A 24008-nucleotide genomic window follows, 5' to 3' on the forward strand; every position below is an offset into this window, starting at 1 on the left:
GTCAGCGCTCCCCTTCCGCGACGGCGCCCGGGCCGTCCCCCGCGCGGAAGACGGGCAGCACCAGCTCCTCGTCGACCCGCAGGAACTCCAGCCGGACCGGCATCCCGATCCGGACCTCGTCGTACGGCACCCCCACCACGTTCGAGATCATCCGGACGCCCTCGGCCAGCTCGATCAGGCCGACCGCGTAGGGCGGGTCGAAGGCGGGGAAGGGCGGGTGGTGCATGACCACGTACGAGTGGACGGTCCCCTCGCCGCCCGCCTCGACGGTGTCCCACCGCGCCGCCCCGCAGTCGTTGCACCCCGGCAGCCAGGGGAGGCGGAGGGTCCCGCAGGCCGTGCACCGCTGGATCAGCAGCCGGTGCGCGGCGACGCCCTCCCAGAACCCGGCGTTGTCCCGGTTGACCACGGGACGGGGCCGCCGGGGGCGCTCCGGCCGCTCCTGTCGGTCCTGTCGGTCCTGTCGGTCCTGTCGGTGGTGTCGGTCCTGTCGGTCCGGCCGCTCCGGTGGCTCCGGCGGGCGGGCGGCGGGGGCGTACTTGAGGATCCGGAAGCGGTGGGTGCCGGCGAGCTCGCCGCCGGCCCGGACGTCCATCCGGGTGGTCACGAAGTGCCCGGTGCCGAGCCGGGTGGTCTTGCGCGGCGAGACGGACTCCACGACGGCGTCGAAGGTGATCTCGTCGCCGGGCCTGAGCGGCCGCAGGTACTCCTGCTCGCAGTCGGTGGCGACCACCGAGGTGTACCCGGCGCCGTCGAGGAGGCCGAGCAGCTCCCCGTACGCCTCCGAGCGGTCCTCGTGTCCGGAGAGGCCGCCCATCGTCCACGCCTGGAGCATGGTCGGCGGGGCCACCGCGTCCGGCCCCGCGTACGCCGGGTGCGCGTCCCCCATGGCCTCGCACCAGTGCCGGATCATCGGCAGGTTCACCGGGTCCTTGCCCCGCCCGGCGACGGCCGCCGGCCTCCCCTCGTACGCCTTCAGCCGCTCGTACAGCGCGTCCCCGCTCATCGCCGTCCCCTCCCCCGCATGCCGAGCCGGGCCCGCGCGACGATCTCCCGCTGCACCTCGCTCACCCCTCCCCCGAAGGTGTTGATCTGGGCGGCGCGGTTCATGCGCTCCAGCTCGCCGCCGCCCTGCGCCCCCGGTGACCCGGCCCGCACCGTCCCCGCGTCACCCGCGATCTCCTGGCAGATCCGGTACACCTCCACCGCCGACTCGGTCCCCGCGAACTTCACGCCGCTGGCGTCCCCGGGGGCCAGCCGGCCGGCCCCCACCTCCCCCACCAGACGCCAGTTGAGCAGGCGCGTCGCCGCCAGCCGGGCATGCGCCTCGGCCGCCCGGATCCGCACCCACGGTTCGTCGGTCCGGCGCCGCCCCGTCACCGGATCGGGAGTGCGGGCGCGGTCGAGCACGGCGGCGAAGAAGTCCTCCGCCTGCATGCCGATCGCGGCCAGTGCGACCCGCTCGTGGTTCAGCTGGTCGGTGATGAGCCCCCAGCCGCCGTTCTCCTCGCCGACGAGGTTCCCGGCCGGGACCCTGATCCCGTCGTAGTAGGTCGCGGTCGTGGTGAGCCCGCCGACCGTCTCGATCGGCGTCCAGGAGAAGCCCGGGGCCCCGGTGGGGACGAGCAGCAGGGAGATGCCCCGGTGCGGGGACGCCTCGGGGTCGGTGCGGCAGGCGAGCCAGATCCAGTCGGCGTTCTGCGCGTTGGAGGTGAAGACCTTCTGCCCGTCGATCACCCAGGAGTCGCCGTCGCGCACCGCGCGGGTCCGCAGCGAGGCCAGGTCCGTGCCGGCCTCGGGCTCGCTGTAGCCGATCGCGAAGACGCACTCCCCGCTCAGGATCCGGGGCAGGAAGGCGGCCTTCTGCTCCTCGGTGCCGTGCCGCATGAGGGTGGGGCCCACGGTGTTGAGGGTGACCATCGAGACGGGCGCGCCCGCCCGGTACGCCTCGTCGAAGAAGACGAACTGCTCGTCGGGGCCGCGCCCCTGCCCCCCGTACTCCTCGGGCCAGCCCAGGCCCAGGAGTCCGTCGGCGCCGATCCGCCGCAGCAGCGCGCGCTGGGCGGCCCCGTCGGTCGCCGGCGGCGGCCCTTCGGGCATCGTCTCGCGGAAGTACGCACGGAGTTCGGCGCGCAGCCGGAGCTGCCGCTCGGTCGGGGCGAGGTGCACGGGACGGCCTCCCGGAGGGTACGACGAAGGTTTCTGACTGTCCGTCAGATACGTTCGCCGTGTCAAGGTCGCCGGAGGCGGTCCCCGTCATCGATTGAAGGTCGCCGGAGGCGGTGCTCGCCATCGGTTCAAGGTCACCGGAGGCGGCCCTCGCCATCGGTTCAAGGTCACCGGAGGCGGTGCTCGCCGCCCGTCGGGCCCGGGAACGGCGAAGCGGCCCGCGCGCCGATGCCGAAGCACCCTCGCGCGGGCCGCCCTTCACACCACGGTCACGCCCCCTCGGGCCGGCCCCGTGGGACCGTCACCACCACGGGGTGAAGTTGACGACGTTGTTCGTCTGGGCGATGTGGGTGAAGGCGGAGCCGTTCACGCTCGCCGTGTTGTTCTGGTTGGAGGCACCGGAGCCGGTCGCCACCTGCTGCGTGGTGGTCGCGTTGCCGTTGTTGTCGCCACCCACGCCGCTGCCGATGATGCTGGCGACGCTCGTGTTCGATCCGTCGTCCGCGAAGCCGCCGTTGTCGGCCTGCGCCACACCGCCGAAGAGGGCCGCGGCGAGCGGGAGGGCGGCAACGGCGGCGGCGATGCGGGCGGTACGGATGCTTGCCATGTCTGTTCCTCCGGGAACTGAAGCCAGTCTGCTGTGCACGGAATTGCTGATCTCTGAAGGAAGGGCCGTGAACTCCGGCCCTGACCAAGGTGGTTGGCCCACCGCCCCGGTCGTTCTGTGCTCGACGTCGCGAACCCAGAATTGCCCACCGAATCCCCGGCGAACCACCCTGGACGACCGCATTCCCCCGCAAGCGTGAGGACAAGCCGATAAACCCTTCGCAGCCGAGAAAACCCCAGCTCACACGGTGAAGTGGAAGCATCGGATCCCCGCATCCGTTGCGCCGCAAGAGAGGAAGCGTTCCTCCAGAACCCCCGGCAAACCGGACAGGAAGGGTCCACGGCCCCGAGTGCGCCTCCACCCCGCCCCGAACGCATCTCGCACACGGGGAAAGGAATTTCGCCCCGGAGCGAACGTGAACGCCCCCCGCCCGCCGGGGCATCCCGCCGCCGCGCCACCACTCCGGCGGGAGGGCCGCTTTTACCCCACCCCGTGGCCTCCGAGGCCCCCGTACGGCGCCCGGAACGGCCGGCGCGCGGCGCAATGCATACCTACGGGCTGACACGAGAGAAGCGGTGTCACACGTACGGGTGGGGGTTCCGGCCCTCGCCGGACGCTCGCCGGAATCACCGCCTCCGCCCGCTGCTTCCACGGGCCCTCCCGGGCGGGACGGACGAAATGGCCGGTCCGACGGGTGGTTTCACCCTGAAGCGGAAGGAGAAATCCGCGTGTCTAACCCCGCTCTCGCGCCTAAATTATCCAGAATTTCACCTACTGCCCCAGTTGAAACCAAGACGTCTCGTCGCCTAGGAGCGTGTCATGCAGATTCGCAGGTGGCTCCCCGACCAGCCCACCCTCATCGGCCGCCACGACTGGCCGGAAGAGGGCGGCGAGGGAACCCATCTGCGGCTGCGGGCGGGCGCCATCGTCGTCCTCGACCGGCGCGCGTGGCGGGTCCTGGAGATCACCGGCTACCCCGGCGACCACTGGCCGGAGGCGTACGAGAAGGCATGGCGCGACCACATGGAGCTGTGGTGGCACGCCAACGAGCTGCGCCGGGTCCACAACCAGGCGGTCAAACCGGCCTCCGACCGAGGCGACTTCTACAAGCGCCCGGTGGTCCTGGTGCTCCGCGACGAGAACCTGCCCCGCTCCGCGCCGAAGCACTGGTGCGCCCCCGCCAGCCAGGACTGGCAGGTCCTCCCCGAGCACTACGCGATCTGCCGGGCGTGCGGCGAACTCCCGCCCTGCCACCACGGGGAGTACAGCCCCGAGGGCGGCCCCCGGCTCCCCGAGCAGAGCGGCGGCATCCCGCTCCTCGTCCCCGAGGGCTGCTGCATGGGGTGCGCCGAGGAGATCAAGCCCCGCATGCGGACCGTGCGCTTCCCCGGCCCCAACCTCTGGTACCCCGACCTGGGCGAGGACACCGCCGTCTTCCACTCCCGCGCGGCCTGCGAGGACCAGGTGGCGCTCTACCGCTCCCAGTGGCAGGCCGCGTACCCCCAGCCCGCCGTCCACCCGCCCACCCCGGTCTTCCCCGGCTTCGACCACTTCTTCCTGCCCCGGGCCCGCCACGACCAGGACGTCCCCTCCGCCGCCCCGACCCACACCCAGGGCGTCATGGCGCCGCAGGGGCAGGGTCCCCTGGCGCCGCACGCCCAGGGCCTCGCGCTGCCGCACGGGCAGAGCGCCCCCGGGGGGCACGGGCAGAACTCCCCCACCGGGCACGGACAGAGCACTCCCGCGGGACACGGACGGAACTCCCCCACCGGGCACGGGCAGAACACTCCCGCGGGACACGGGCAGGTCCCGGCGGCGCCGCACCCCCAGGAGGAGCCGCACACCTCCCTGGTCACCGGTTCCGGTTCCTTCTCGCCCGCCTTCGACGACTACCGCCCGGAGCCCGACCCGTACGGCTCCCCCTCGGCCCCGCAGCCGTCCCCCCAGACCTCCCTCACGCTCCAGACCGCCCCCGCCGCCCAGGCCGCCGCGCCCGCGCACGCGGGCGTGCCCGCGCCGTCCCCCGCCCCTCTGACGGCCCAGCCGCAGGGCCAGGGCCAGACGTCGGGGCCGACGCCGGCCCCCTCACCCGTCCCGGCCTCCGTCCCGGCCCTCGCCCCGGTGGCCGCCGACGTCGCCGCGCCCGCCGTCCGGGCGGCGGAGGAGCTGAGCCGCTCCCTCACCTCCCCGCCGGTCTTCCACAACGCCGAACAGGCGGCCCGGGTGATCGAGGAGCTCACCGCCGCGGTCCGCAACATCGCCCTCTGCCTGAACAGTCCCCAGGCCCGCAGCCACCCCCACCCCTGACCTCGTCCCGCCCCTGCCCTGGTTCCGCCCCTGACCTGGTTCCGCGCGGAGACCGCCTTGTACGGTGCCCCCGAGGGGGTCTCCATGGGGGAGCAGGACTGGGACGACGACACCGACTACAGATCGGCCGTCCGGCGCACGCGGATCATGACGGCGATCGCCCTGGCCACGGGCCTGGCGGTGATCGCGCTCGGCGCGCTCGGCGTCCTCGGCCTCTGGTTGTTCACGACCGCCGTCGACGTCCTCGCCGGCTGACCGCCCCCGCCCACACGAACGGCCCCCGACCGGACTGACCGGTCGGGGGCCGTTTCGCCCGCTGCGGTGGGTGTGGGATTTGAACCCACGGAGACATCGCTGCCTCGACGGTTTTCAAGACCGTTCCCTTAGGCCGCTCGGGCAACCCACCCTCGCTCCGGACCGCTTGGGGCGGAGCGGCTACAGCGTACCGGGTGGGAGGAGGGGGAAGCGGCGGGCGCTTCAAGATCGCTCACGGCGCCGGGCTAGAGTCCCTTCACAACATCCACGACATCTCCACATTTTTCGAGAAGAACAGAGGCACGCGGTGCAGGGCACGATCGACGGGTTCAGCTACGGCATGGTCACGCCCCTGGTGGGCTATGTGATGGCCTGCCTGGGCAGCGCGCTGGGACTGCGCTGCACCGTGCGGTCGCTCGCGACCGGGCGGACCCGGAAGCCGGGGTGGCTGGCGCTCGGCGCCGCGTCCATCGGGTGCGGGATCTGGACCATGCACTTCATCGCGATGCTCGGTTTCCAGGTGGGCGAGACGGCGATCTCGTACGACGTCACGCTGACCTTCCTCAGCCTGCTCGTCGCGGTGCTCGTGGTCGGCGCCGGCGTCTTCACCGTGGGCTACCGCGGTGCCCGCCCGGCGCCCCTCCTCGCCGCGGGCCTCTTCACCGGTCTCGGCGTCGCCGGAATGCACTACCTGGGCATGGCCGCGATGCGGATGAACGGCTCCCTGACGTACTCCTCCGGGGTCGTCGCCCTCTCGGTCCTCATCGCCGTCGTCGCCGCGACCGCCGCCCTCTGGGCCGCCGTCTCCGTCCGCGGCTTCCTCGCCAGCCTCGGGGCGAGCGTCATCATGGGCATCGCCGTGACCGGCATGCACTACACGGGCATGGCCGCCGTCGGCGTCCGGGTCGCCCACGACGCGCACGTCGCCTCGGGCGACGGCTCCTCCGCCCTCGACGTCCTGCCGCTGCTCGTCGGGCCGCTCATCTTCCTGGTCGTGGCCGCGGCCGTCGTGATGCTCGACCCGATGCTCATCATGGGCGACGAGGAGGAGCACGCCGCCCGGCCCGTCCAGCGCATCGACATCGGCGACATCCAGGCCGGCCTGAACGCCGACAACAACTGGGGCGTCGCCAGCGGCTCCCCCGAGCGGCGATAACCGGCGGACGCGGGAGCGGAACGGCGGTGGCGGTGCCGGGGGAGGTCCCCCGGCACCGCCACCGCCGTTCCCGTCCCACTCACGCGCTCCCGCACGCACGCACGCGCGCGTGACGGTGCGGATCAGCTGTCGCCGGCGCGCTTGCCGAGGACGACCGTCGTCGAGGCGCTCTTGCCGTCCCGCTCGTAGGTGACCTTGACCTCGTCGCCCGGCTTGTGGGTCCAGATCTCGCTGATCAGCGTCGGCCCGCTGTCGATCGCGTGGCCCCCGAAGGACGTGATCACGTCGCCGGGCCGCAGGCCCGCCTCGGCCGCGGGACCGCCGGGCGTCACCGACTCCGTGCCGCCCGCGCCCTGCTCTGCGATCCTCGCGCCCTCGCCCTTCTCGTTCATGTTCACGGTCGCGCCGATCACCGGGTAGACCGGCTTGCCGGTCTTGATCAGCTGCTCCGCCACCGCCTTCGCCTGGTTGACCGGGATCGCGAAGCCGAGGCCGATCGAGCCCGCCTGCGACTGGCCGTAGCCGCCGCCGGTGGACTGGATCGCCGAGTTGATGCCGATCACCGCGCCCGCCGCGTCCAGCAGCGGTCCGCCCGAGTTGCCCGGGTTGATCGACGCGTCGGTCTGGAGGGCGCTCATGTACGAGTTGCTGCCGCCGCCGTCGCCCGAGGCGACCGGGCGGTTCTTGGCGCTGATGATGCCGGTGGTCACCGTGTTGGAGAGGCCGAAGGGCGCGCCGATCGCGATCGTCGCGTCGCCGACCGCCACCCGGTCCGAGTCGCCCAGCGGCAGCGGCTTCAGCCCCTTGGGGGGCTGCTTCAGCTTGATGACCGCCACGTCGTAGCCCTCGGCCCGGCCGACGACCTCCGCGTCGTACGTCCTGCCGTCCGAGAAGGTCGCGGAGAGGGTGCCGCCCTCCGCCGCCGACGCCACCACGTGGTTGTTGGTGACGATGTGGCCCTCCTGGTCGTAGACGAACCCGGTGCCGGTGCCGCCCTCGCCCTGCACGTCGCCCGACTTCGCCTGGATGGTGACCACGCTCGGCAGGGCCTTCGCGGCGACCGCCGCGACCGTGCCCGCCTCCCGCTTGAAGGAGGCCGGGGCCTCGCCCGAGGAGACCGTGGTCGACTCCGGACCCCGGTCCTCGCGCTGGGCCGCCCAGTAGCCGATGCCGCCGCCGATGCCGCCGGCGACGAGCGCCGCCACCAGGACCGCCGCGACGAGCCCGCCGCCGCGCCTGCGCGGGGCCCCGGGGGCCCCGGACGGCGCCGGGACCGGCTCGCCCCAGGCCGGCACGGCCGGAGGCGCGGGCGGCCAGCCACCGGCCCCCGCGGGGGCGCCGGCCGTCACCGGCTCGGCCGCCGGGAACGGGGCGGCGGCCGGAGCCGGGGCCTGGGCCGGGGGCGCGGGCGGCACCGGGGGCTGGACCTGCGTGGGCGCCTCCTGCGCCGACGGCACGGGGGCGGCGGGCTCCACGGGCGCCTGCGGGGGCCGCGGGGCCCGCTCGGCGGCGGTCGGCACGGCGGGCGGGGTCGCGGGGACGGGAGGCGTGGCGGGGACGGACGGGGCAGTCGGGTCCGCCGGAACCTCGGTGCCCTCGTTCTCGGTGCTCACAGCTCGCTCTCCTCGTTCACAGCGCGGGGACGGTGACAGTCGCTCCAGGGTGCTGCGCACAGCTTTTCCCACACGGCGTCAGACCGCGGTAAGACGGAGCTGTGCGTCTGCGCCCCATTCTTTATAACTGGGCAGAACGGACAGGTTTCGGGTGCCCGGGCCGCCCCGCCAATGGCACCATGACGCGGTGACCCACGCACGGCAGCAAACGAACCGCGGCCCCGTCCAGGTCGTCGCCCACCGGGGTGCCTCCGAGGACGCGCCGGAACACACCCTGGCCGCCTATGTGAAGGCCATCGAGGACGGCGCCGACGCCCTGGAATGCGATGTACGGCTCACGGCCGACGGACACCTGGTCTGTGTCCACGACCGCCGTGTCGACCGTACATCGAACGGCCGAGGCGCCGTCTCCACCCTCGAACTCGCCGACCTGGCGGCCCTGGACTTCGGCGCCTGGAAGGCGTTCAAGGAGCGCGAGGACTCCGGCGAGGCGGGCGAGCTCCCCGACTGGGGCGACCCCGGGTACACCTCGGTCCTCACCCTGGAACGGCTCCTGGAGCTGGTCTCCGACGCCGGAAGGCGGGTCGAGCTGGCCATCGAGACCAAGCACCCGACCCGCTGGGCCGGCCAGGTCGAGGAGCGCCTCCTCGCGCTCCTGAAGCGTTTCGGCCTGCACGCGCCCGTGGCGCCCGAGGAGTCCCCGGTACGGATCATGAGCTTCTCGGCCCGCTCCCTCCAGCGGATCTCCGCCGCCGAGCCGACGCTCCCGACCGTCTCCCTCGCGCAGTTCGTCACCCCCCGGCTGCGCGACGGGCGCCTGCCCGCGGGCGCGCGCGTGGCGGGGCCGTCCATCCGGATCGTCCGGCACCACCCGGCCGTCATCCTGCGCCTCCAGAAGGCGGGCCACCAGGTCCACGTGTGGACGGTGGACGAGCCGGAGGACGTCGAGCTCTGCCTGCGCCTCGGCGTCGACGCGATCATCACCAACCGCCCCAAGCAGGTCCTCGCCCACCTCGGGCGCGGCTGATCCCCGGCCCCGGAGGGCCCGCCGGGGTGCGCACCGGCGCGTACGGCGCGTACGCGATCGTCACTTGTGCTCCACCCCACCCCGAACAGGCGGTTTCCGGCGGGGGTCGCCGGGGCATCCAACCCGTGGCGTGGGGCGAAGGAGGTCTCGGGGGTGGCGTTGGTGATGGCACACAAGGTGCCCGCGTCGTCGTGCATGGCCGTACCCCATGGCCCTGCGGGCGTGGGGGAAGCACGACACCGGATGCGGGACGAGCTGTACCGCAGCGGGGTGTCGGAATCGGTCGTGGACGACGCGGTCCTGATCCTGTCCGAACTGCTCAGCAACGCCTACCGGCACGGCAGGCCGCTGGGGCAGGCCGATCCGGGAGAGGGCGACGTGCTGGCGGCCTGGCGGCTGGACCCGTCGGGCGGGCTGACGGTCGAGGTGACGGACGGGGGCGGTCCCACCAGACCCGTCCCGTCGACGCCCTCGGTCACGGCGCGCGGAGGCCGCGGGCTGACCATCATCGGCGCTCTCGCCCAGGACTGGGGCGTGCGCGACAGCGCCACGGGCGAGGTCACGGTCTGGGTGAACGTCACGGAGGGGCACCGCCGCGAGGACTTCGCGGCCCGCGTCGGCACCGGCGGCTCGGGCTTCGACCTGCTCGACGCGTACGACGACCTGGACTGAACGAGGACGGGCGCCCCGTCGCACACGCGTACGCACGTCTCCGCACACGCGCGTGCGTACGTCGTCCCCGTCGCGTACGCACGACCCGGGCCGGACTCCGACCGCGCCCCGTCACGTACCGCGTCCCGGGCCGAACGTCGGCCGGCGCCCCGTCGCGTACGTACGTCCCCGCACGCGCGCGTACGTCGTCCCGGCCGCTCCGCGCGGCCGGCGCGGGGGCGGGGCGGGTGCCGGGCGGTCCGGGCACGGCTGAGCGCCCGGGGGCGTCCGGACGGCTAGGCTCGCGCCCGACACAGCACCGCGATCGGGAGAAAGCCACACCATGGCCAAGAAGCGCCCCCAGACGAAGGCCGGCAAGAGCGGCCAGGCACAGGTCACGAACGGGGAGATCCCGGTCGTCGGCGCGCGCGAGCCGTGCCCGTGCGGTTCGGGCCGCCGCTACAAGGCGTGCCACGGCCGGACCGCCGCGCACGCCGCGACCGAGCACGTCCAGCGCCCCTTCGAGGGCCTGCCCGGCGAGTGCGACCTGGTCGCGCTGCGCGAGCTGGTGCCCGCCGCCACCGTGCCGCTCACCCTGAAGGGCGGCCTGCCCGAGGGCGTGCCGTCGGTGACGCTCGCGACGGTCCTGCCGATGGCCTGGCCGGCGCTCCGCCGCGACGACGGCTCCGTCCTGCTCGCCCTCCAGAACGACGGCACCTCCGGCGACCTGTCCCGCGACCTCGCCGACACCCTCCAGCGCGCGCTGGAGACCGAGCCCGGCAACCCGGTGCCGCCGCGCCGCGTCGACCCGGAGGGCCCGCGCCTCCAGGAGCTGCTCGACACGGCCGCCCCGTTCGTGCCCGAGGTCCACACCGGCTTCGAGTTCTGGATCCCGCAGTCGGCGGACGGCGCCGACCCCGAGGTCGCCGCCTCCCTGGAGCGGGCCAACGCGGCCGCGATCCCCACGGTCAAGCTGGACTCGGTCGACGCCGCCTACTGGTGCGAGACCCCGGAGAAGAACCACCTGCGCTGGGTCATGCCGCACGCGGAGGAGGAGCTCCTCGACGCGCTCGCCCGCCTCCACGTCGCCGGCACCACTTCGATCGGCCCGGACACCCGGCTCGTCGGCTCCTTCCGCGCCCACGGCCTGATGGTGCCGGTGTGGGACCTGCCCTCGGCGATGACCGCCGAGGAGTGCGAGAAGCCGGCCGCCGAGTTCGCCGAGCGGCTGGCCGAGGCCCTCGCCGTCGACGCCCCGCTGACCGCCGAGGAGCGCCGTGCGCGCGGCGGCCTCACGAACCGTCAGGTCACTCTCAGCTGATACCCCAGGTGGTATCCGTCACTGACAGACCGACCAGTCGGTGACTTCCGCCACAGCGGAACCTACGGAGCGGTAAATCCCTGTCCGAATAACCGAGATCGAATTTGCGAACAGCAGATCTCTTGTTACCGTTCTGGGAGCCCGGTCGCTGGTGCATCCCCCGTCGCCAGCGATCGGGCGTTTCCATGCCCGCCCCGCCGTAGCGCCGGGGCCCTCCTCAACTCGCTTCGCCGCCGGCCGTGTTGCTGCCCGAGCGGAGCAGCAGCGGCGCGTCGCCGCCCTCCTCCCCCGCCGCGAACTCCGCCACCGCCGTGTGCGCGCGGGCCGCTCCCGTCCCCGGCTCCCTGGGGGTCTCGCAGGTGCCGGGCTCGTCCCGCGCGGGGACCGCGCAACGCACCTGGACCGTCCGCCCGCCGGGCGCCATGAGGGTCAGGATCGCGTCGATTCCACGCCGGGTGGCGTTGCGGTAGTACGTCCGCGCCCAAACGTCCGGTCCCTCGGACAGCACGCAGGTCTGCGCCTCGACGCCCTCGGGCGAGGCGAGTTCGGGACCGCAGCGGCTGACCCGCTCGGGCGCCCCGGCACCCGCCCCCGCCGGGCCGCCGGTCGGGGCCGGGGGCCGTACCGGAGGACGTACCGGACCGGGAGCGGGAGCGTCCGGGTCCGCCCCCGCGCCGGACGCCGGGCGCGGGTCCTCCCGGCGGCCGAGTCCGAGGCCGTCGAGCAGCCCCCCGTCCCCGCCCGGCTTCGCGTCGCCCGGAAGCGGGGCCGGGGCCCCGGCCCGGGGCGGGGCGTCGGCGGACGGGCCGGCCTTCGCGGCGAAGGGCACCAGCACGGCGATCGCGACGGCGGTGCCGAGACCGGCCACGCGGAGTTTCGCCGGGCTCAGCCGACTCATGCGACCCACCTGCTCAGTTCGGAAGGCGATCTCCGGAAGACGGTCTCCGGAAGGCGATCTCCGGGAGAAGACCACGGACGGTGGGGCGAACCTACCGGGGCCGGACGCGCGCCCGGCGGGCCATGCGCCCGATTCCCGTACGCGTCGGCCCCGGACACACCCGTTCGGGTGAACGCCGCCCAGCCGCCCCGCGCCCCGACCTCCTGGTGCCCGGCGCCGGCCCACCCGTCCCCCGCCCCCACGGAGCGGGGCACCCGCGTCAGTACGCGAGTCGGCTCCCGCCGCCCGGAGCGGTCCTGCTCGCCTCGACCAGGGCGTCCACCACGGCCTCCACGTCCGGCAGCCAGGGCCGCGCGGAGCCGGCCAGCGGGGCCCGCGCCCAGCCGACCTGTCCGGTGCCCGTCGTGGACGGCGGCAGCAGCAGATAGCCGCCCTCGCCGTGGAAGCGCAGCGAACTGGGCACGCCGTCCGTCGCGTACAGCAGCTCCCCGAGCCGTTCGAGGTCGTACGGGGCGACCAGGATCGCCCAGCGGGTCGGGGTCGCCACCACCGGTCCGAGGCGCACGCCCATCGCGTCGAGGGCCCGCAGGGCGCGCGCGCCGGGGACCGCGGGGAGGCTCACCGCGCACGGGGCCCGGCCGCCGGTGGCGAGCACGATCGGGGCGTCCGGGCGCCGGGTCCACCACCAGCGGACCATCCGCTCGTCGGTGGTGGCGGCCAGGAGGCCGGGATCGAAGGGGTGGGCGCCGGGGACCACGCAGCCGGGGTCGGGGCAGGCGCACACCTGCCCCTCGCCGGTCCGGGTCGCGCCCCCGGACCGGTCGCCGCCGAACCACTCGGCCCCGAACCGCCCGCCACGATCGCCGCGTACGGGCCGATCGTCCCCCGCCGACCGTCCGGCCCCGCCCCCGAACCACCGGGCCGCGCCGCCGGAACCGGTCCTCTCCGTCCTCCCCGCGCCCTGTCTCATCCGCGATCCCGCGCGGGCGGGCTCTTCGAGGCCCACGCCCGGCAGGACCGGCCAGTCCCACTCGACCGCGAAGGTGACCGCCGCGTCCTGCCGTGCGGTCCTCGCCTTGCGCCGGAACCGGAGCCTGCGTCGCCTTCCGAGGATCTCGCGCATGAGCGCTCGTTCCTTTCCGTTGAACGCCGAATCCACATCACACCATGTGCAGATCTCTTCACCGTGCGTATCAGCGCGTACAGCGTCGGCGGTGCGTCGCCCCGCTCGGGGGCGGGGCCGGCCGGAACGGGGCCGGGTCACAGTCAGGTCGAAACCGGTTCAGAACACGATCCCCGCCACGCGGGGAGGGGCCACGGCCTGCGGCACGTACGACGCCGGGGTTCCGCTTCTCGATCCCGGGGCTTCGTCAACTGCCCCTGCCTGTCATCGATTACGTACCCCACACGCTCAGAATGACGCGCTTTCAAACGACGCCAGTCGACCGCAAATGGTGCACAGCGGGGGTAATTTTCAGCCAACTTCCAGCTCGCTTCAACCCCTGTGCACGATCTTCCGGAGCACTCTCCGAACCTCTCCGGAACACCTCCCGGACACCACAATTCCCCAGGGGACGATGCTGGACATCGCTCCTCGGGTGCGTGTACATGTGGAGACATCGAGCGGCGCAATATGACATGGGGGTTTGCGATGCCTTGGCGTCAAACGCACCGGTCGGAAAGCCGACTGAGATGAGTTCCCCACACCTGCCGAAGCACCTTCCGAAAGTGGCCGGAATCGATTCCACGGTTCCCGCTCCACCGCACACTAAGGCGCCCCTCGCGGGTGTCCCCGCCGCCGCGGCACCGGCCGACGCGGCCCCCGCGCCCGGCGCCCTGATCACGGACCGCCTCGCCGGCTGGGTCTCCGACCTCACCACCCTCCACGAACTCACCGAGCGGCTCATCAGGACCTCCGGCCTCGACGAGGCCCTCCACGAGATCCTCGGCGCCGGAGCCGCCCTCGTGGGCGCCCGCCGCGGCCTGGCCGTCCTCGAACCCGCCGACGGCCTCGGCCCCGCCTCCACCGTCGGCCTCGGCCTCGCCCACGCCGACCTCGGCACCATCGAGACCGTCCCCCGCGGCTCCGGCAGCTACGGCCGCCTCCTCGACGGGCTCCCCGACCCGGCCGACCCCACCCGCGTCCCCGAGCCCATCGCCATCCGCGACGTCCGCACCGAGGAGGGCCTCGACCCCCGCCACCGCGAGGTCGCCGCACGCCTCGGCTACGCCGCCAGCTACGCCCTCCCCCTCGCCACCGAGGAGGCGGGCCGGCTCGGTGCCGGCGTCTGGCTCTACGACGAGCCCGCCGCGCCCACCGACCGCCAGCGCCACCTCGTCGGCCTCTACGGGCGCTTCGCCACCGAGCACCTCGCCCGCCTCCTCCAGGTCGAGCGCTCCCGCACCCAGGTCTCCACCGTCGCCGAGGAGCTGCTCCCGAGCCGGCTCCCCCGCGTCCCCGGCGTCCGCCTCGCCGCCCGCCACCACACCGGCCCCCGGGGCGGCGGCGACTGGTACGACGCGCTGCCGCTGCCCGAAGGGGCCCTCGGACTCTCCGTCGGCTCCGTCTCCGGCACCGGCCCGAGCGCGCTGGCCGCCATGGGCCGGCTGCGCGCCTCCCTGCGCGCGTACGCGGTGATGGAGGGCGAGGACCCCGTCGCCGTCCTCTCCGACCTGGAGCTGCTGCTCCGGCTCACTGAACCGGCCCGCTCCGCCACCGCCCTCTTCGCCTACGCCGAGCCCGCCGTCCGCCGGCTCGTCCTCGCCGGCGCGGGCCACACCCCGCCGCTGCTCGTCGGCGAACGCCGCACCGAGTACGTGGAGACCTCGCTCTCCGCCCCGCTCGGCATGCTCTCCTGCTGGGAGGCGCCCAGCGTGGAGCTGTCGCCCGAGCCCGGAGAAACGGTGCTGCTCTACACGGACGGACTGCTGCGGCGCACCGGCGACCCCATCGACCGGGCCTTCGCCCGGCTCCACGCGGCCGCCGCGAGCGTGCCCCGGACGGACCGGGACGATCCCGGCGCCGTCGCCGACCACGTCCTGCGGACCCTGCTGCCCGAGGGCCTCGACGCCTCCCTGGAGGGCGAGGACGTGGTGATCCTCGCCGCCCGCTTCGACTGAGCCGGGCCCCCGCCGCACCCCGCACGGGTCTTCCGGCCCTGGGCCCCCTTCCGTACGACCGTACGATGGAGGGGGTTCAGTGTCGTACCAAGAGGAGGCAGACCCGTGGCCGAGGAGCTCACCCCGGAGACCCCGGAAGAGACCGAGACCGAAGAGCAGGCGATCAAGCAGCGGAAGAACGGCCTCTACCCGGGCGTGTCCGACGAGCTCGCCGAGAGCATGAAGTCCGGCTGGGCCGACACCGAGCTGACCGGCCTCGCGCCCATCGCGCAGGCCGACCGGACCGCCGCCCGCCGTGCCGCGCTCTCCGCCCGCTTCCCGGGCGAGCGCCTGGTGATCCCGGCCGGCAACCTGAAGACCCGGTCGAACGACACCGAGTACAGCTTCCGCGCCTCCACCGAGTACGCGTACCTCACCGGCGACCAGACCCACGACGGCGTCCTCGTCCTGGAGCCCACCGGGACGGGCCACGAGGCCACGATCTACCTGCTGCCCCGCTCGAACCGCGAGAACGGCGAGTTCTGGCTCGACGGCATGGGCGAGCTGTGGGTCGGCCGCCGCCACTCCCTCACCGAGGCGGAGCAGCTGCTCGGCCTGCCCGCGAAGGACGTGCGCGAGCTCGCCGCCGCGCTCAAGGAGGCCACCGGCCCGGTCCGCGCCGTGCGCGGCCACGACGCCGGCATCGAGGCCGCCCTCACCGACAAGGTGACCGCCGAGCGCGACGAGGAGCTGCGGGTCTTCCTCTCCGAGGCCCGCCTCGTGAAGGACGACTTCGAGATCGCCGAGCTGGAGAAGGCCTGCGCCTCCACCGCCCGCGGCTTCGAGGACGTCGTGAAGGTCCTCGACAAGGCCGAGGCCACCAGCGAGCGCTACATCGAGGGCACCTTCTTCCTCCGCGCCCGCGTCGAGGGCAACGACGTCGGCTACGGCTCCATCTGCGCCGCCGGCCCGCACGCCTGCACCCTCCACTGGGTCCGCAACGACGGCGCCGTCCGCTCCGGCGACCTGCTCCTCCTCGACGCCGGCGTCGAGACCACCGAGCTGTACACCGCCGACGTCACCCGCACCCTGCCGATCAACGGCCGGTACACGGAGATCCAGCGCAAGATCTACGACGCCGTGTACGAGGCGCAGGAGGCCGGCATCGCCGCGGTGAAGCCCGGCGCCGCCTACCGCGACTTCCACGACGCCGCCCAGCGCGTGCTCGCCGAGAAGCTCGTCGAGTGGGGCCTCGTCGAGGGCCCGGCCGAGCGCGTCCTGGAGCTGGGCCTCCAGCGCCGCTGGACCCTGCACGGCACCGGCCACATGCTCGGCATGGACGTCCACGACTGCGCGGCCGCGCGCACCGAGGCGTACGTCGACACCACGCTGGAGCCGGGCATGTGCCTGACCGTCGAGCCGGGTCTCTACTTCCAGGCCGACGACCTGACCGTGCCGGAGGAGTACCGCGGCATCGGCGTCCGGATCGAGGACGACATCCTCGTCACGGAGGACGGCAACCGGAACCTGTCGGACCAGCTGCCCCGCCGCTCCGACGAGGTCGAGGCGTGGATGGCGGCCCTGAAGGGCTGACCCCGCGCACGTGACCGACGGAGGGCCCCGCTTCCCGGCGGGGCCCTCCGCGCGTCCCGGACCCGCGGCCGCGTACGTCCCGGGCCGGTGCTCTCCGCGCGCTCCGGGCCGGCGGTCCGTGTACGTCCCGGACCCGCGGCCGCGTATGTCCCGGGCGGGCTCTCCGCGCGCTCCGGGCCGGCGGGCCCTCCGCCCGTCTCAGGCCAGCAGGAGGGACCGGGTGTCCTTCCACTTGAGGATCCGGCCGAAGCTGACCACCGCCCCGCCCCGGCCCGACCGGCCGAAGTGGACGTGGTCGGAGAGCTCCTCGATCAGCCGGAGCCCCCGGCCGTGCTCGGCGTCCGGGCGGGCGGCCGGCGCCTGCGCCCCGGGGAAGCCCGGCCCGGCGTCGGCGACCTCGATGCGACAGGTCTCCCCGTCCAGGAAGGCCGTCACCCGGTACGCCTCCGAGCCCAGGCCCCCGACGGCGCCGCCCCCGTGCTCGACGGCGTTGGCACACGCCTCGGTCAGCGCGACCGACAGCTCGTAGGAGACGTCGGGATCGACGCCCGCCGTCTCCATGGTGCCGAGGAACAGGCGCCGGGCGAGCGGCACGCTCGCGGCCTCGCGCCGCAGATGGAGTGACCACCAGATGCTCATGCTCCAGCCTCCCGGCAGCGGCTCGACATACCCCTAGCTATTGCCGGTGTCAGCGCTCCGTAAGCACGGGAAAGCGTCAAGAGCGCCCGTTCGGCGGATGCACCGGGCCACCGACCCGGTGTATGTCCCCCCGAACTCTCCCAAGAAGGACCTTGCGGACCTGCCGCATGGTGGCGGGGGGCCTGGTGCGATGATGGGGCCGCCATGTCTGCCCCCGCGCTCGCTCCACGGCTGCTGAGGGCCGCGGTGTTCACCGCGGTCTGCGTCGTGCTGTCCGCGCTGGGACACGCCCTCGCCGCCTGTGCGGGCATCGCCCTGTGGACCCTCCTCGCCGGATTCCTCGGCGTCTTCGGGGTCACGGTCCTGCTCACCGGGCGCGAGCGCTCCCTCGGCTTCGTCGTCACCGCCCTCACCGGCGGACAGCTCGCGCTCCACCTGCTCTTCGGCCTCGGCCAGCAGCAGCTCGCGCTGAGCCCCCGGGCCGACGACGCCCTCGTCCGCATGGCGGCCAAGCTCGTCTGCGGGGCGGGCGCCGCCTCCCTCACCCCCGGCGACGCCGCCGGGATCCTCAGCCGCGCCGGCATCGACCCCGCCTCCGCCCAGGCCCACGCGGGACTGCACGCGGCCGGCGCGGCCCCCGCCGACGCGCTGCTGCCGAGCCTGCCGATGCTCCTCGGGCACCTGCTCGCCGCCCTGGTGGCCGGCTGGCTGCTGCGCCGGGGCGACCTCGCCCTGGTCCGGCTCGTCGACCTCTCCGAGCGGCGGGCGGCCGAGCTGGCCGAGAACGCCCCGGCCCGCTCCCTGCGCGCCGCGCTCCGGCTCGTACGGGCCCTGCTCGCCGGCCTGTCGGCGCTGGCCCCGGCCGGTCCGCGCGGCCGGCTCCGCGGCGCCTTCGACACCTCGCCGCCGCCGGTGGCCGAGGCACTCCAGCACACGGTGATCCGCCGCGGCCCGCCGGCCGCCGCCTGCGTCCTCGCAGCCTGACGCGGTCCGCTCCACGAGGGAGCGGGGCCGCGCCCGACCGCGCCCCTCCACCCGGGAACCCCCCGCGGCCCGGGGGCCGGACCGGACCGCCTTCCTCCTCCGGGGCTCCCTCCGCGGACCCCCTTCACCGAGCCGGAGTGTCTCCTCATGAACCCGTCCCGTTTCGTCCTCGCCGCCGGTACCGCCGCCGCCTCCGTCCTGCTGCTCTCGGGTCCGGCCTTCGCCCACGTCGGCGTGCAGCCCGTCGGCCAGGCCGCCCAGGGCGGCTACGCGACCGTGAACGTGAAGGTCCCCAACGAGCGCGACAACGCCTCCACCGTGAAGGTCGAGGTCAACTTCCCGCTGGACCACCCGCTCGCCTCCGTCATGCCGCAGCCCGTCCCCGGCTGGAAGGTCGAGGTCACCAAGTCCGACCTGGACAAGCCGCTGACCCTGCACGGCAAGCAGATCTCCCAGGCCGTCTCCAAGGTCACCTGGACCGCCGACGGCTCGAAGATCGGCCCCGGCCAGTTCCAGCAGTTCCCGCTCTCCCTCGGCCAGCTGCCCGAGGACACCGACCAGCTCGTCCTCAAGGCGATCCAGACCTACGACAACAAGGAGGTCGTGCGCTGGATCGAGGAGCAGAAGGGCACCGAGGAGCCGCAGAACCCGGCCCCCGTCCTGAAGCTCTCGCCCGCCGGCGAGGACCACCACGGCGCCGCCGCCACCTCCGCCGCACCCAGCGCCTCCGCCTCCGTCTCCGCCTCCGCGGACGCGAAGGGGGCTGAGGGCGCGTCCGGCGACCACGCCGGGACCGAGACCGCCGCGGCCTCCTCCACCGACACCACCGCCCGCGTCCTCGGCGGCGCCGGCATCGTCGTCGGCATCGCCGGCGTCGCCTTCGGCATCCTCGCCGGACGCCGCCGCTCGGCCTGACGGCACCCGGCCGGGTGTGCCGGGCGCCCCTGACGGCGCCCGGCACACCCGGCACACCCCGCACGTCCCGCACTCCGAAAGACAGTCACCGCATGTCCACAGAGAAGACGTCCCCGTCTCAGCACGACGGGGACGGCACCACCGGCCGTCCCGGGCGGCGCACCCCGCTGATCATCGCCGCCGTGGCGATCGTCTCCGCCCTCGCGATCGTCTCCGCGGTCGTCCTCGGCGGCGACGACAAGGACCCCGCCGCCTCCGGCGTCGTCCAGATCGAGGGCACCGTCGAGAAGGCCCGGGCCGCCACCGTCCTCGACCGGCCCTTCACCAAGCCCGACCTCGTCCTCACCGACACCGAGGGCGAGACGTACGACCTGCGCGAGCGCACCAAGGGCAAGCCGACCCTCATCTACTTCGGCTACACCCACTGCCCCGACGTGTGCCCGCTGACGATGAGCAACATCGCCATCGCCAAGAAGCAGCTCCCCAAGGCCGACCAGGACAAGCTCCAGGTCGTCTTCGTCACCACCGACCCCGAGCGGGACACGGCCGCCTCCCTGGCCAAGTGGCTGCCCGCGGCCGGCGACCCCTCCTTCACCGGGCTCACCGGCGACTTCTCGAAGATCCAGGCGGGCGCCCGCTCGATCGGCATCGGCATCGACCCGCCGAAGAAGGAGAAGGACGGCACCGTCGTCTCCATGCACGGCGCCCAGGTCGTCGCCTTCTCCCCCACCACCGACCAGGGCTACGTCCTGTACGGGGAGGACACCTCCGTCGAGGACTACGCCAAGGACCTGCCGAAGATCATCAAGGGGGAGAACCCGTGACCCGCCGCACCACCGCCCTGTCCGCCGCCGTGGCCCTCGCCGCCGCCCTCGCGCTCACCGGGTGCTCCTCCGACGGCGGGAAGCCCGAACTGAAGGTCAGCGGCGCCTACATGCCCCAGCCCGTGATGGACATGGCGGGCGGCTTCCTCACCATCGAGAACACCGGGGACACCGCGGACAGGCTGACCTCGGTCACCAGCCCGCTCTCCGACGACGTCACCATGCACGAGACGAAGAACCAGAAGATGCAGCAGGTGAAGGCCTTCGACATCCCCGCCAACGGTGAGCTGAAGCTCGCCCGCGGCGGCAACCACCTCATGTTCATGGAACTGAAGGAGAAGCCGAAGCAGGGCGGGAAGGTCAGCGTCCAGCTGCACTTCGAGAAGGCCGACCCGATCACGGTCGAGCTGCCCGTCGAGGCCCCCAACCACAACCCTCAGCAGCACTGAGCTCTCGTCGACGGAGTGACACAGTGACGACAACCACCGCCCCGCGCCTCGGCACCGCCCTGGCCCGGCTGCTCGTTCTCGCGGCCGCGCTGCTGGGCACGCTCCTCGCCGGCGCCGCCCCCGCCTCCGCGCACGCGGCGCTGACCGGGAGCGACCCGAAGGACGGGGCGGTGGTCGCCGCCGCCCCCGAGGAGGTCGGCCTCACCTTCTCGGAACAGGTCGCGATGAGCCCCGACTCGATCCGGGTCCTCGACCCCTCGGGCCGGCGCGCCGACACCGGCGAGATCATCAACATGTGCAGCGGCGCCCTCGTCAAGTACGGCGTCGCCCTGCGGGCCGGACTGCCGGACGGCACCTACACCGTCGCCTGGCAGACGGTGTCCGCCGACAGCCACCCCATCGCCGGGGCCTTCACCTTCTCCATCGGCGCCCCCTCCGCCACCTCGGTCTCCCTGCCCGACCAGGCGCCCGGCGGCGGGATCGTCGGTGCCCTCTACGGCATCGCGCGCTACCTGTCGTACGCGGGCTTCGCCGTCCTGGTCGGCGGCGGCGCCTTCGTGCTGCTGTGCTGGCCGCGCGGCGCGGGCGTCCGGCCCGTGCAGCAGACGGTCGTCCGGGGCTGGCTGACCCTCACCGGCGCCACCCTGGTCATGCTGCTGCTGCGCGGCCCGTACACCGGGTCCGGCAAGCTCGCCGACGTCTTCGACCTGGGCGTCCTCCAGACCGTGCTCCAGACCAAGACCGGCGCCGCGCTCACCTCCCGGCTGCTGCTGCTCGGGGCGGCCGCGCTCTTCGTCGCCGTCCTCTTCGGCGCGTACGCCCGGCGCACCGACCCGAAGGAGCGCAAGGACCTCGCCTTCGGCCTGGGCCTCGGCGGCACCGTGGTCGCCGCGGGCATCGCCGGCACCTGGGCGCTGGCCGAGCACGCCTCCACCGGCATCCAGCCCGGCATCGCCATGCCCGTCGACATCCTGCACCTCCTCGCGGTCGCCGCCTGGCTCGGCGGCCTCACCACCCTGCTGGTCGCGCTCTACCGGACGCCCTCCGTGGAGCGCGCCGCCGTCGAGCGCTTCTCCCGCGTCGCCTTCGCCTCGGTCACCGTCCTGGTGGCCACCGGCCTCTACCAGTCCTGGCGCCAGGTCGGCTCCTGGTCCGCGCTCACCGACACCCGGTACGGGCAGCTGCTCCTGGTCAAGATCGGCCTGATGGCCGTGCTCGTCGGCATCGCCTGGACCTCCCGCCGCTGGACCCTCTACCTCACCGAACGGACGCCCCGGGCGGCCTCGGGGACGGCCCCGGAGACGGATGCCGAGAAGGGCGTGGAGAAGGGTGCGCAGGCGGATCCGGAGGCGGAGGCCGCCGAGGAGGAGCTGGAGGAGCAGGCGCTTCAGGAGACCCTCGAAGAGGTCATCGCGGAGGAGACGGACCCGGAGCGGGCCGCCCAGCTCGCCCGGCAGCGCACGGTGATGGCCGCCGCCCGGCGGAAGAAGGACCGCGACGCGGACCCCGAGCGGACCGGGCTTCGCCGCTCGGTGCTGACCGAGGCCGCCGTGGCCGTCGTCCTGCTCGCCGTGACCACCGTCCTCACCTCCACCGAGCCCGGCCGCACCGAGGAGGAGGCCGCCCGGACCGGCACGACGACGGCCGGGCCCGCCGCGGTGCCCGACCGCCCGGTGGACATCCGGCTGCCCTTCGACACCGGGGGCGTGGACGGCAAGGGCGTCGTCCAGCTCACCCTCGACCCGGGCCGCACCGGCGCCAACGCGCTGCACCTCTACGTCGAGCGCCCCAACGGCAAGCCGCTGGACGTCCCCGAGCTCAAGGTGAACCTCACCCTGGAGGAGAAGGGCGTCGGGCCGCTGCCCGTCGCCCCGGACCGGATCCAGACCGGACACTGGAGCGCGAGCGGCGTACAGCTCCCGCTGCCCGGCGAGTGGCGGATCCAGATCACGGTCCGCACCTCCGAGATCGACCAGACCACCGTCGAGAAGAACGTCAGGATCGGCTGAACCCCCGTGAGCAACCCCCTCACCGACCCCACCTCCGACCCCACGTCCGGCTCCGGCTCCGGCTCCGGCTCCGGCTCCGGCAAATCGTCCGGCGTCCGGGCCGGCTCCGCGTCCGGCTCCCCGGCCGGTTCCCCGAGGACCTCCCCTGGCGTCTCCCCGGGCGGTGGCGATCACCTCGACATCTCCCGGCGCCGGCTGCTCGGCACCGTCGGCGCGGCGGGCGCGGCCGGGCTCGTGATCGGCGCGGCCGGTGGCGCGGGGATCGCGGCGGCCGTCTCGGAGGACGGCTCCGCGGCCGGTGCCGCCGGGCCCGGGGCGCTCACCTCGGTGGGCGCCACCCAGGTGGCGTTCCACGGGAGGCACCAGCCCGGCATCACCACCCCGCTCCAGTCCCGGGGCCACCTGGTCGCCTTCGACCTCGCGCCGGGCGCCGGGCGCAAGGAGGCCGCCGCGCTGCTGCGCCGCTGGTCGGCGACGGCCCGGACGCTGATGGCCGGGAAGGCCCCGGCCGGGGACACCGGGATCGCGCTGGACGCGGGCCCGTCCTCCCTCACGGTCACCTTCGGCTTCGGCCGCACCTTCTTCGACCGGACGGGGCTGGCCTCCCGGCGCCCCTCGCAGCTCGACCCGCTGCCCGCCTTCTCCTCCGACGCGGTCGACCCGAAGCGCTCGGAGGGCGACCTGTGGGTGCAGATCGGGGCGGACGACGCCCTGGTCGCCTTCCACGCGCTGCGCGCGCTCCAGAAGGACGCCGGGGACGCGGCCCGGGTGCGCTGGCAGATGAACGGCTTCAACCGCTCCGCGGGGGCGACCGCCCGCCCGACGACGGCCCGGAACCTGATGGGCCAGGTCGACGGCACCAACAACCCCAAGCCCACCGACCCCGACTTCGACCGGCGGATCTTCGTCCCCGCCGGGGCGGCCGGCGCCCAGGAGTGGATGGCGGGCGGGTCGTACGCGGTCGTGCGGCGGATCCGGATGCTCCTGGACGACTGGGACCAGCTGTCCCAGGAGGGCCAGGAGCGGGTCATCGGGCGCCGCAAGGCGGACGGGGCGCCGCTCTCGGGCGGCTCCGAGACCACTCCGCTGGACCTGAACAAGACGGGCCCGGACGGGAAGCTCCTCGTCCCCGACAACGCCCACGCCCGGATCTCCGCCCCCGAACAGAACGGCGGTGCGGCGATGCTGCGCCGGCCCTTCTCCTTCCACGACGGGATCGGCGCGGACGGCACCCCGGACGCGGGACTCCTCTTCGTCTGCTGGCAGGCCGATCCGCTGCGCGGCTTCGTGCCGGTGCAGCGCAAGCTCGACCGGGGCGACGCGCTGTCCAAGTTCGTCCGGCACGAGTCGAGCGGCCTCTTCGCCGTGCCGGGCGGGGCCCCCGAGGGCGAGTACGTGGGCCAGCGTCTGCTGGAGGCCTGACCTCCGCGCGGGGCCGGGGCCGGGGACCGTATCCGGGTCCCGGCCCCGCGACGTACCCGGGGACGGCCCC

The 24008-nt window shown here is 74.1% G+C and carries 21 protein-coding genes and 1 tRNA gene; 14 read left to right on the forward strand and 8 right to left on the reverse strand.

Annotated elements, in window-relative coordinates; genetic code table 11:
* Position 1 precedes the first annotated feature (1 nt).
* The 3 genes from IE326_RS11745 to IE326_RS11755 form a co-directional block, all read right to left on the reverse strand.
* A complete protein-coding gene (locus tag IE326_RS11745; protein WP_190041475.1) occupies positions 2-1006 on the reverse strand; it encodes a bifunctional MaoC family dehydratase N-terminal/OB-fold nucleic acid binding domain-containing protein in 1005 nt (334 codons plus the stop codon).
* Entirely contained in the window at positions 1003-2169 is a 1167-nt protein-coding gene (locus tag IE326_RS11750; protein WP_190041476.1) for an acyl-CoA dehydrogenase family protein, read from the reverse strand. Before IE326_RS11750 ends, IE326_RS11745 begins: the two co-directional genes overlap by 4 nt.
* Positions 2170-2470: 301 nt before the next feature.
* Positions 2471-2776 carry a hypothetical protein gene (locus tag IE326_RS11755; protein WP_190041477.1) on the reverse strand — a complete coding sequence of 102 codons (306 nt, stop codon included), beginning with the start codon at positions 2774-2776 and terminating at the stop codon, positions 2471-2473.
* Between the two features lie 819 nt (positions 2777-3595).
* On the opposite strand from IE326_RS11755, the gene IE326_RS11760 reads away from it, so the two are divergent.
* The gene (locus IE326_RS11760; protein ID WP_190041478.1) at positions 3596-5083 is read left to right on the forward strand and encodes a hypothetical protein; all 1488 of its coding nucleotides are present in this window, start codon (positions 3596-3598) and stop codon (positions 5081-5083) included.
* Positions 5084-5167: 84 nt separating this feature from the next.
* Positions 5168-5338, forward strand: a complete 171-nt coding sequence (locus IE326_RS11765) for a hypothetical protein (RefSeq protein ID WP_190041479.1) — start codon at positions 5168-5170, stop codon at positions 5336-5338.
* 64 nt (positions 5339-5402) lie between these two features.
* On the opposite strand, the gene IE326_RS11770 is transcribed toward IE326_RS11765, so the two are convergent.
* Positions 5403-5489 (reverse strand) — tRNA-Ser (locus IE326_RS11770).
* Between the two features lie 156 nt (positions 5490-5645).
* Between IE326_RS11770 and IE326_RS11775 the strand changes: the two genes are divergently transcribed.
* Positions 5646-6494, forward strand: a complete 849-nt coding sequence (locus tag IE326_RS11775) for an MHYT domain-containing protein (protein ID WP_150229707.1) — start codon at positions 5646-5648, stop codon at positions 6492-6494.
* Between the two features lie 122 nt (positions 6495-6616).
* Here IE326_RS11775 and IE326_RS11780 read toward each other — a convergent pair whose 3' ends face one another.
* The gene (locus tag IE326_RS11780; protein WP_150229705.1) at positions 6617-8107 is read right to left on the reverse strand and encodes a S1C family serine protease; all 1491 of its coding nucleotides are present in this window, start codon (positions 8105-8107) and stop codon (positions 6617-6619) included.
* Between the two features lie 187 nt (positions 8108-8294).
* Between IE326_RS11780 and IE326_RS11785 the strand changes: the two genes are divergently transcribed.
* From IE326_RS11785 to IE326_RS11795, 3 genes are all read left to right on the forward strand, one after another.
* Positions 8295-9134 (forward strand): glycerophosphodiester phosphodiesterase, encoded by an 840-nt coding sequence (locus IE326_RS11785; protein WP_190041480.1) that lies wholly within the window; start codon positions 8295-8297, stop codon positions 9132-9134.
* 66 nt (positions 9135-9200) lie between these two features.
* Positions 9201-9806 (forward strand): ATP-binding protein, encoded by a 606-nt coding sequence (locus IE326_RS11790; protein ID WP_190041481.1) that lies wholly within the window; start codon positions 9201-9203, stop codon positions 9804-9806.
* Between the two features lie 322 nt (positions 9807-10128).
* Positions 10129-11106: a DUF5926 family protein gene (locus IE326_RS11795; RefSeq protein ID WP_150229699.1), complete on the forward strand. Its 978-nt coding sequence runs from the start codon at positions 10129-10131 to the stop codon at positions 11104-11106.
* 217 nt (positions 11107-11323) lie between these two features.
* Here the strand turns inward: IE326_RS11795 and IE326_RS11800 are convergent, their stop codons facing one another.
* The gene (locus IE326_RS11800; protein WP_150229697.1) at positions 11324-12004 is read right to left on the reverse strand and encodes a hypothetical protein; all 681 of its coding nucleotides are present in this window, start codon (positions 12002-12004) and stop codon (positions 11324-11326) included.
* Positions 12005-12263: 259 nt separating this feature from the next.
* Complete coding sequence (locus tag IE326_RS40615; RefSeq protein WP_229915299.1) at positions 12264-13127, reverse strand: bifunctional DNA primase/polymerase; 864 nt, start codon at positions 13125-13127, stop codon at positions 12264-12266.
* Positions 13128-13642: 515 nt separating this feature from the next.
* On the opposite strand from IE326_RS40615, the gene IE326_RS11815 reads away from it, so the two are divergent.
* Together IE326_RS11815 and IE326_RS11820 are read left to right on the forward strand one after the other, a co-directional pair.
* Positions 13643-15124, forward strand: coding sequence for a PP2C family protein-serine/threonine phosphatase (locus IE326_RS11815; protein ID WP_150229695.1), 1482 nt, complete (start codon positions 13643-13645; stop codon positions 15122-15124).
* Positions 15125-15229: 105 nt separating this feature from the next.
* A complete protein-coding gene (locus IE326_RS11820) occupies positions 15230-16696 on the forward strand; it encodes an aminopeptidase P family protein (RefSeq protein WP_150229693.1) in 1467 nt (488 codons plus the stop codon).
* Positions 16697-16894: 198 nt separating this feature from the next.
* Here the strand turns inward: IE326_RS11820 and IE326_RS11825 are convergent, their stop codons facing one another.
* The gene (locus tag IE326_RS11825; protein WP_150229691.1) at positions 16895-17335 is read right to left on the reverse strand and encodes an ATP-binding protein; all 441 of its coding nucleotides are present in this window, start codon (positions 17333-17335) and stop codon (positions 16895-16897) included.
* A 204-nt stretch (positions 17336-17539) separates the two neighbouring features.
* Here IE326_RS11825 and IE326_RS11830 point away from each other — a divergent pair, with 204 nt between their 5' ends.
* The 6 genes from IE326_RS11830 to efeB all read left to right on the forward strand — a co-directional run bounded on the left by IE326_RS11830 (position 17540) and on the right by efeB (position 23938).
* Complete coding sequence (locus IE326_RS11830; RefSeq protein ID WP_190041482.1) at positions 17540-18319, forward strand: hypothetical protein; 780 nt, start codon at positions 17540-17542, stop codon at positions 18317-18319.
* Positions 18320-18466: 147 nt separating this feature from the next.
* A complete protein-coding gene (locus IE326_RS11835) occupies positions 18467-19234 on the forward strand; it encodes a YcnI family copper-binding membrane protein (RefSeq protein ID WP_190041483.1) in 768 nt (255 codons plus the stop codon).
* A gap of 92 nt (positions 19235-19326) precedes the next feature.
* Positions 19327-20058 (forward strand): SCO family protein, encoded by a 732-nt coding sequence (locus IE326_RS11840; protein ID WP_229915300.1) that lies wholly within the window; start codon positions 19327-19329, stop codon positions 20056-20058.
* Positions 20055-20507 carry a copper chaperone PCu(A)C gene (locus IE326_RS11845; protein WP_150229686.1) on the forward strand — a complete coding sequence of 151 codons (453 nt, stop codon included), beginning with the start codon at positions 20055-20057 and terminating at the stop codon, positions 20505-20507. Before IE326_RS11840 ends, IE326_RS11845 begins: the two co-directional genes overlap by 4 nt.
* Positions 20508-20530: 23 nt before the next feature.
* A complete protein-coding gene (locus tag IE326_RS11850) occupies positions 20531-22516 on the forward strand; it encodes a copper resistance CopC/CopD family protein (RefSeq protein ID WP_190041484.1) in 1986 nt (661 codons plus the stop codon).
* A 180-nt stretch (positions 22517-22696) separates the two neighbouring features.
* Positions 22697-23938 carry an iron uptake transporter deferrochelatase/peroxidase subunit gene (gene efeB / locus IE326_RS11855; RefSeq protein ID WP_229915448.1) on the forward strand — a complete coding sequence of 414 codons (1242 nt, stop codon included), beginning with the start codon at positions 22697-22699 and terminating at the stop codon, positions 23936-23938.
* The last annotated feature ends 70 nt before the right edge of the window (positions 23939-24008 follow it).

Source organism: Streptomyces filamentosus, assembly GCF_014654895.1.
GTDB lineage: Bacteria > Actinomycetota > Actinomycetes > Streptomycetales > Streptomycetaceae > Streptomyces > Streptomyces filamentosus.

Excerpts from the sequence above, each read along its gene's own strand:
- IE326_RS11765 (WP_190041479.1), top strand. The coding sequence starts at position 5,168 with ATGGGGGAGCAGGACTGGGACGACGACACCGACTACAGATCGGCCGTC.
- IE326_RS11755 (WP_190041477.1), bottom strand. The coding sequence starts at position 2,776 with ATGGCAAGCATCCGTACCGCCCGCATCGCCGCCGCCGTTGCCGCCCTC.
- IE326_RS11830 (WP_190041482.1), top strand. The coding sequence starts at position 17,540 with ATGTCTGCCCCCGCGCTCGCTCCACGGCTGCTGAGGGCCGCGGTGTTC.
- IE326_RS11760 (WP_190041478.1), top strand. The coding sequence starts at position 3,596 with ATGCAGATTCGCAGGTGGCTCCCCGACCAGCCCACCCTCATCGGCCGC.
- IE326_RS11835 (WP_190041483.1), top strand. The coding sequence starts at position 18,467 with ATGAACCCGTCCCGTTTCGTCCTCGCCGCCGGTACCGCCGCCGCCTCC.
- IE326_RS11815 (WP_150229695.1), top strand. The coding sequence starts at position 13,643 with ATGGGGGTTTGCGATGCCTTGGCGTCAAACGCACCGGTCGGAAAGCCG.
- IE326_RS11795 (WP_150229699.1), top strand. The coding sequence starts at position 10,129 with ATGGCCAAGAAGCGCCCCCAGACGAAGGCCGGCAAGAGCGGCCAGGCA.
- IE326_RS11745 (WP_190041475.1), bottom strand. The coding sequence starts at position 1,006 with ATGAGCGGGGACGCGCTGTACGAGCGGCTGAAGGCGTACGAGGGGAGG.
- IE326_RS40615 (WP_229915299.1), bottom strand. The coding sequence starts at position 13,127 with ATGCGCGAGATCCTCGGAAGGCGACGCAGGCTCCGGTTCCGGCGCAAG.
- IE326_RS11800 (WP_150229697.1), bottom strand. The coding sequence starts at position 12,004 with ATGAGTCGGCTGAGCCCGGCGAAACTCCGCGTGGCCGGTCTCGGCACC.
- IE326_RS11825 (WP_150229691.1), bottom strand. The coding sequence starts at position 17,335 with ATGAGCATCTGGTGGTCACTCCATCTGCGGCGCGAGGCCGCGAGCGTG.
- IE326_RS11840 (WP_229915300.1), top strand. The coding sequence starts at position 19,327 with ATGTCCACAGAGAAGACGTCCCCGTCTCAGCACGACGGGGACGGCACC.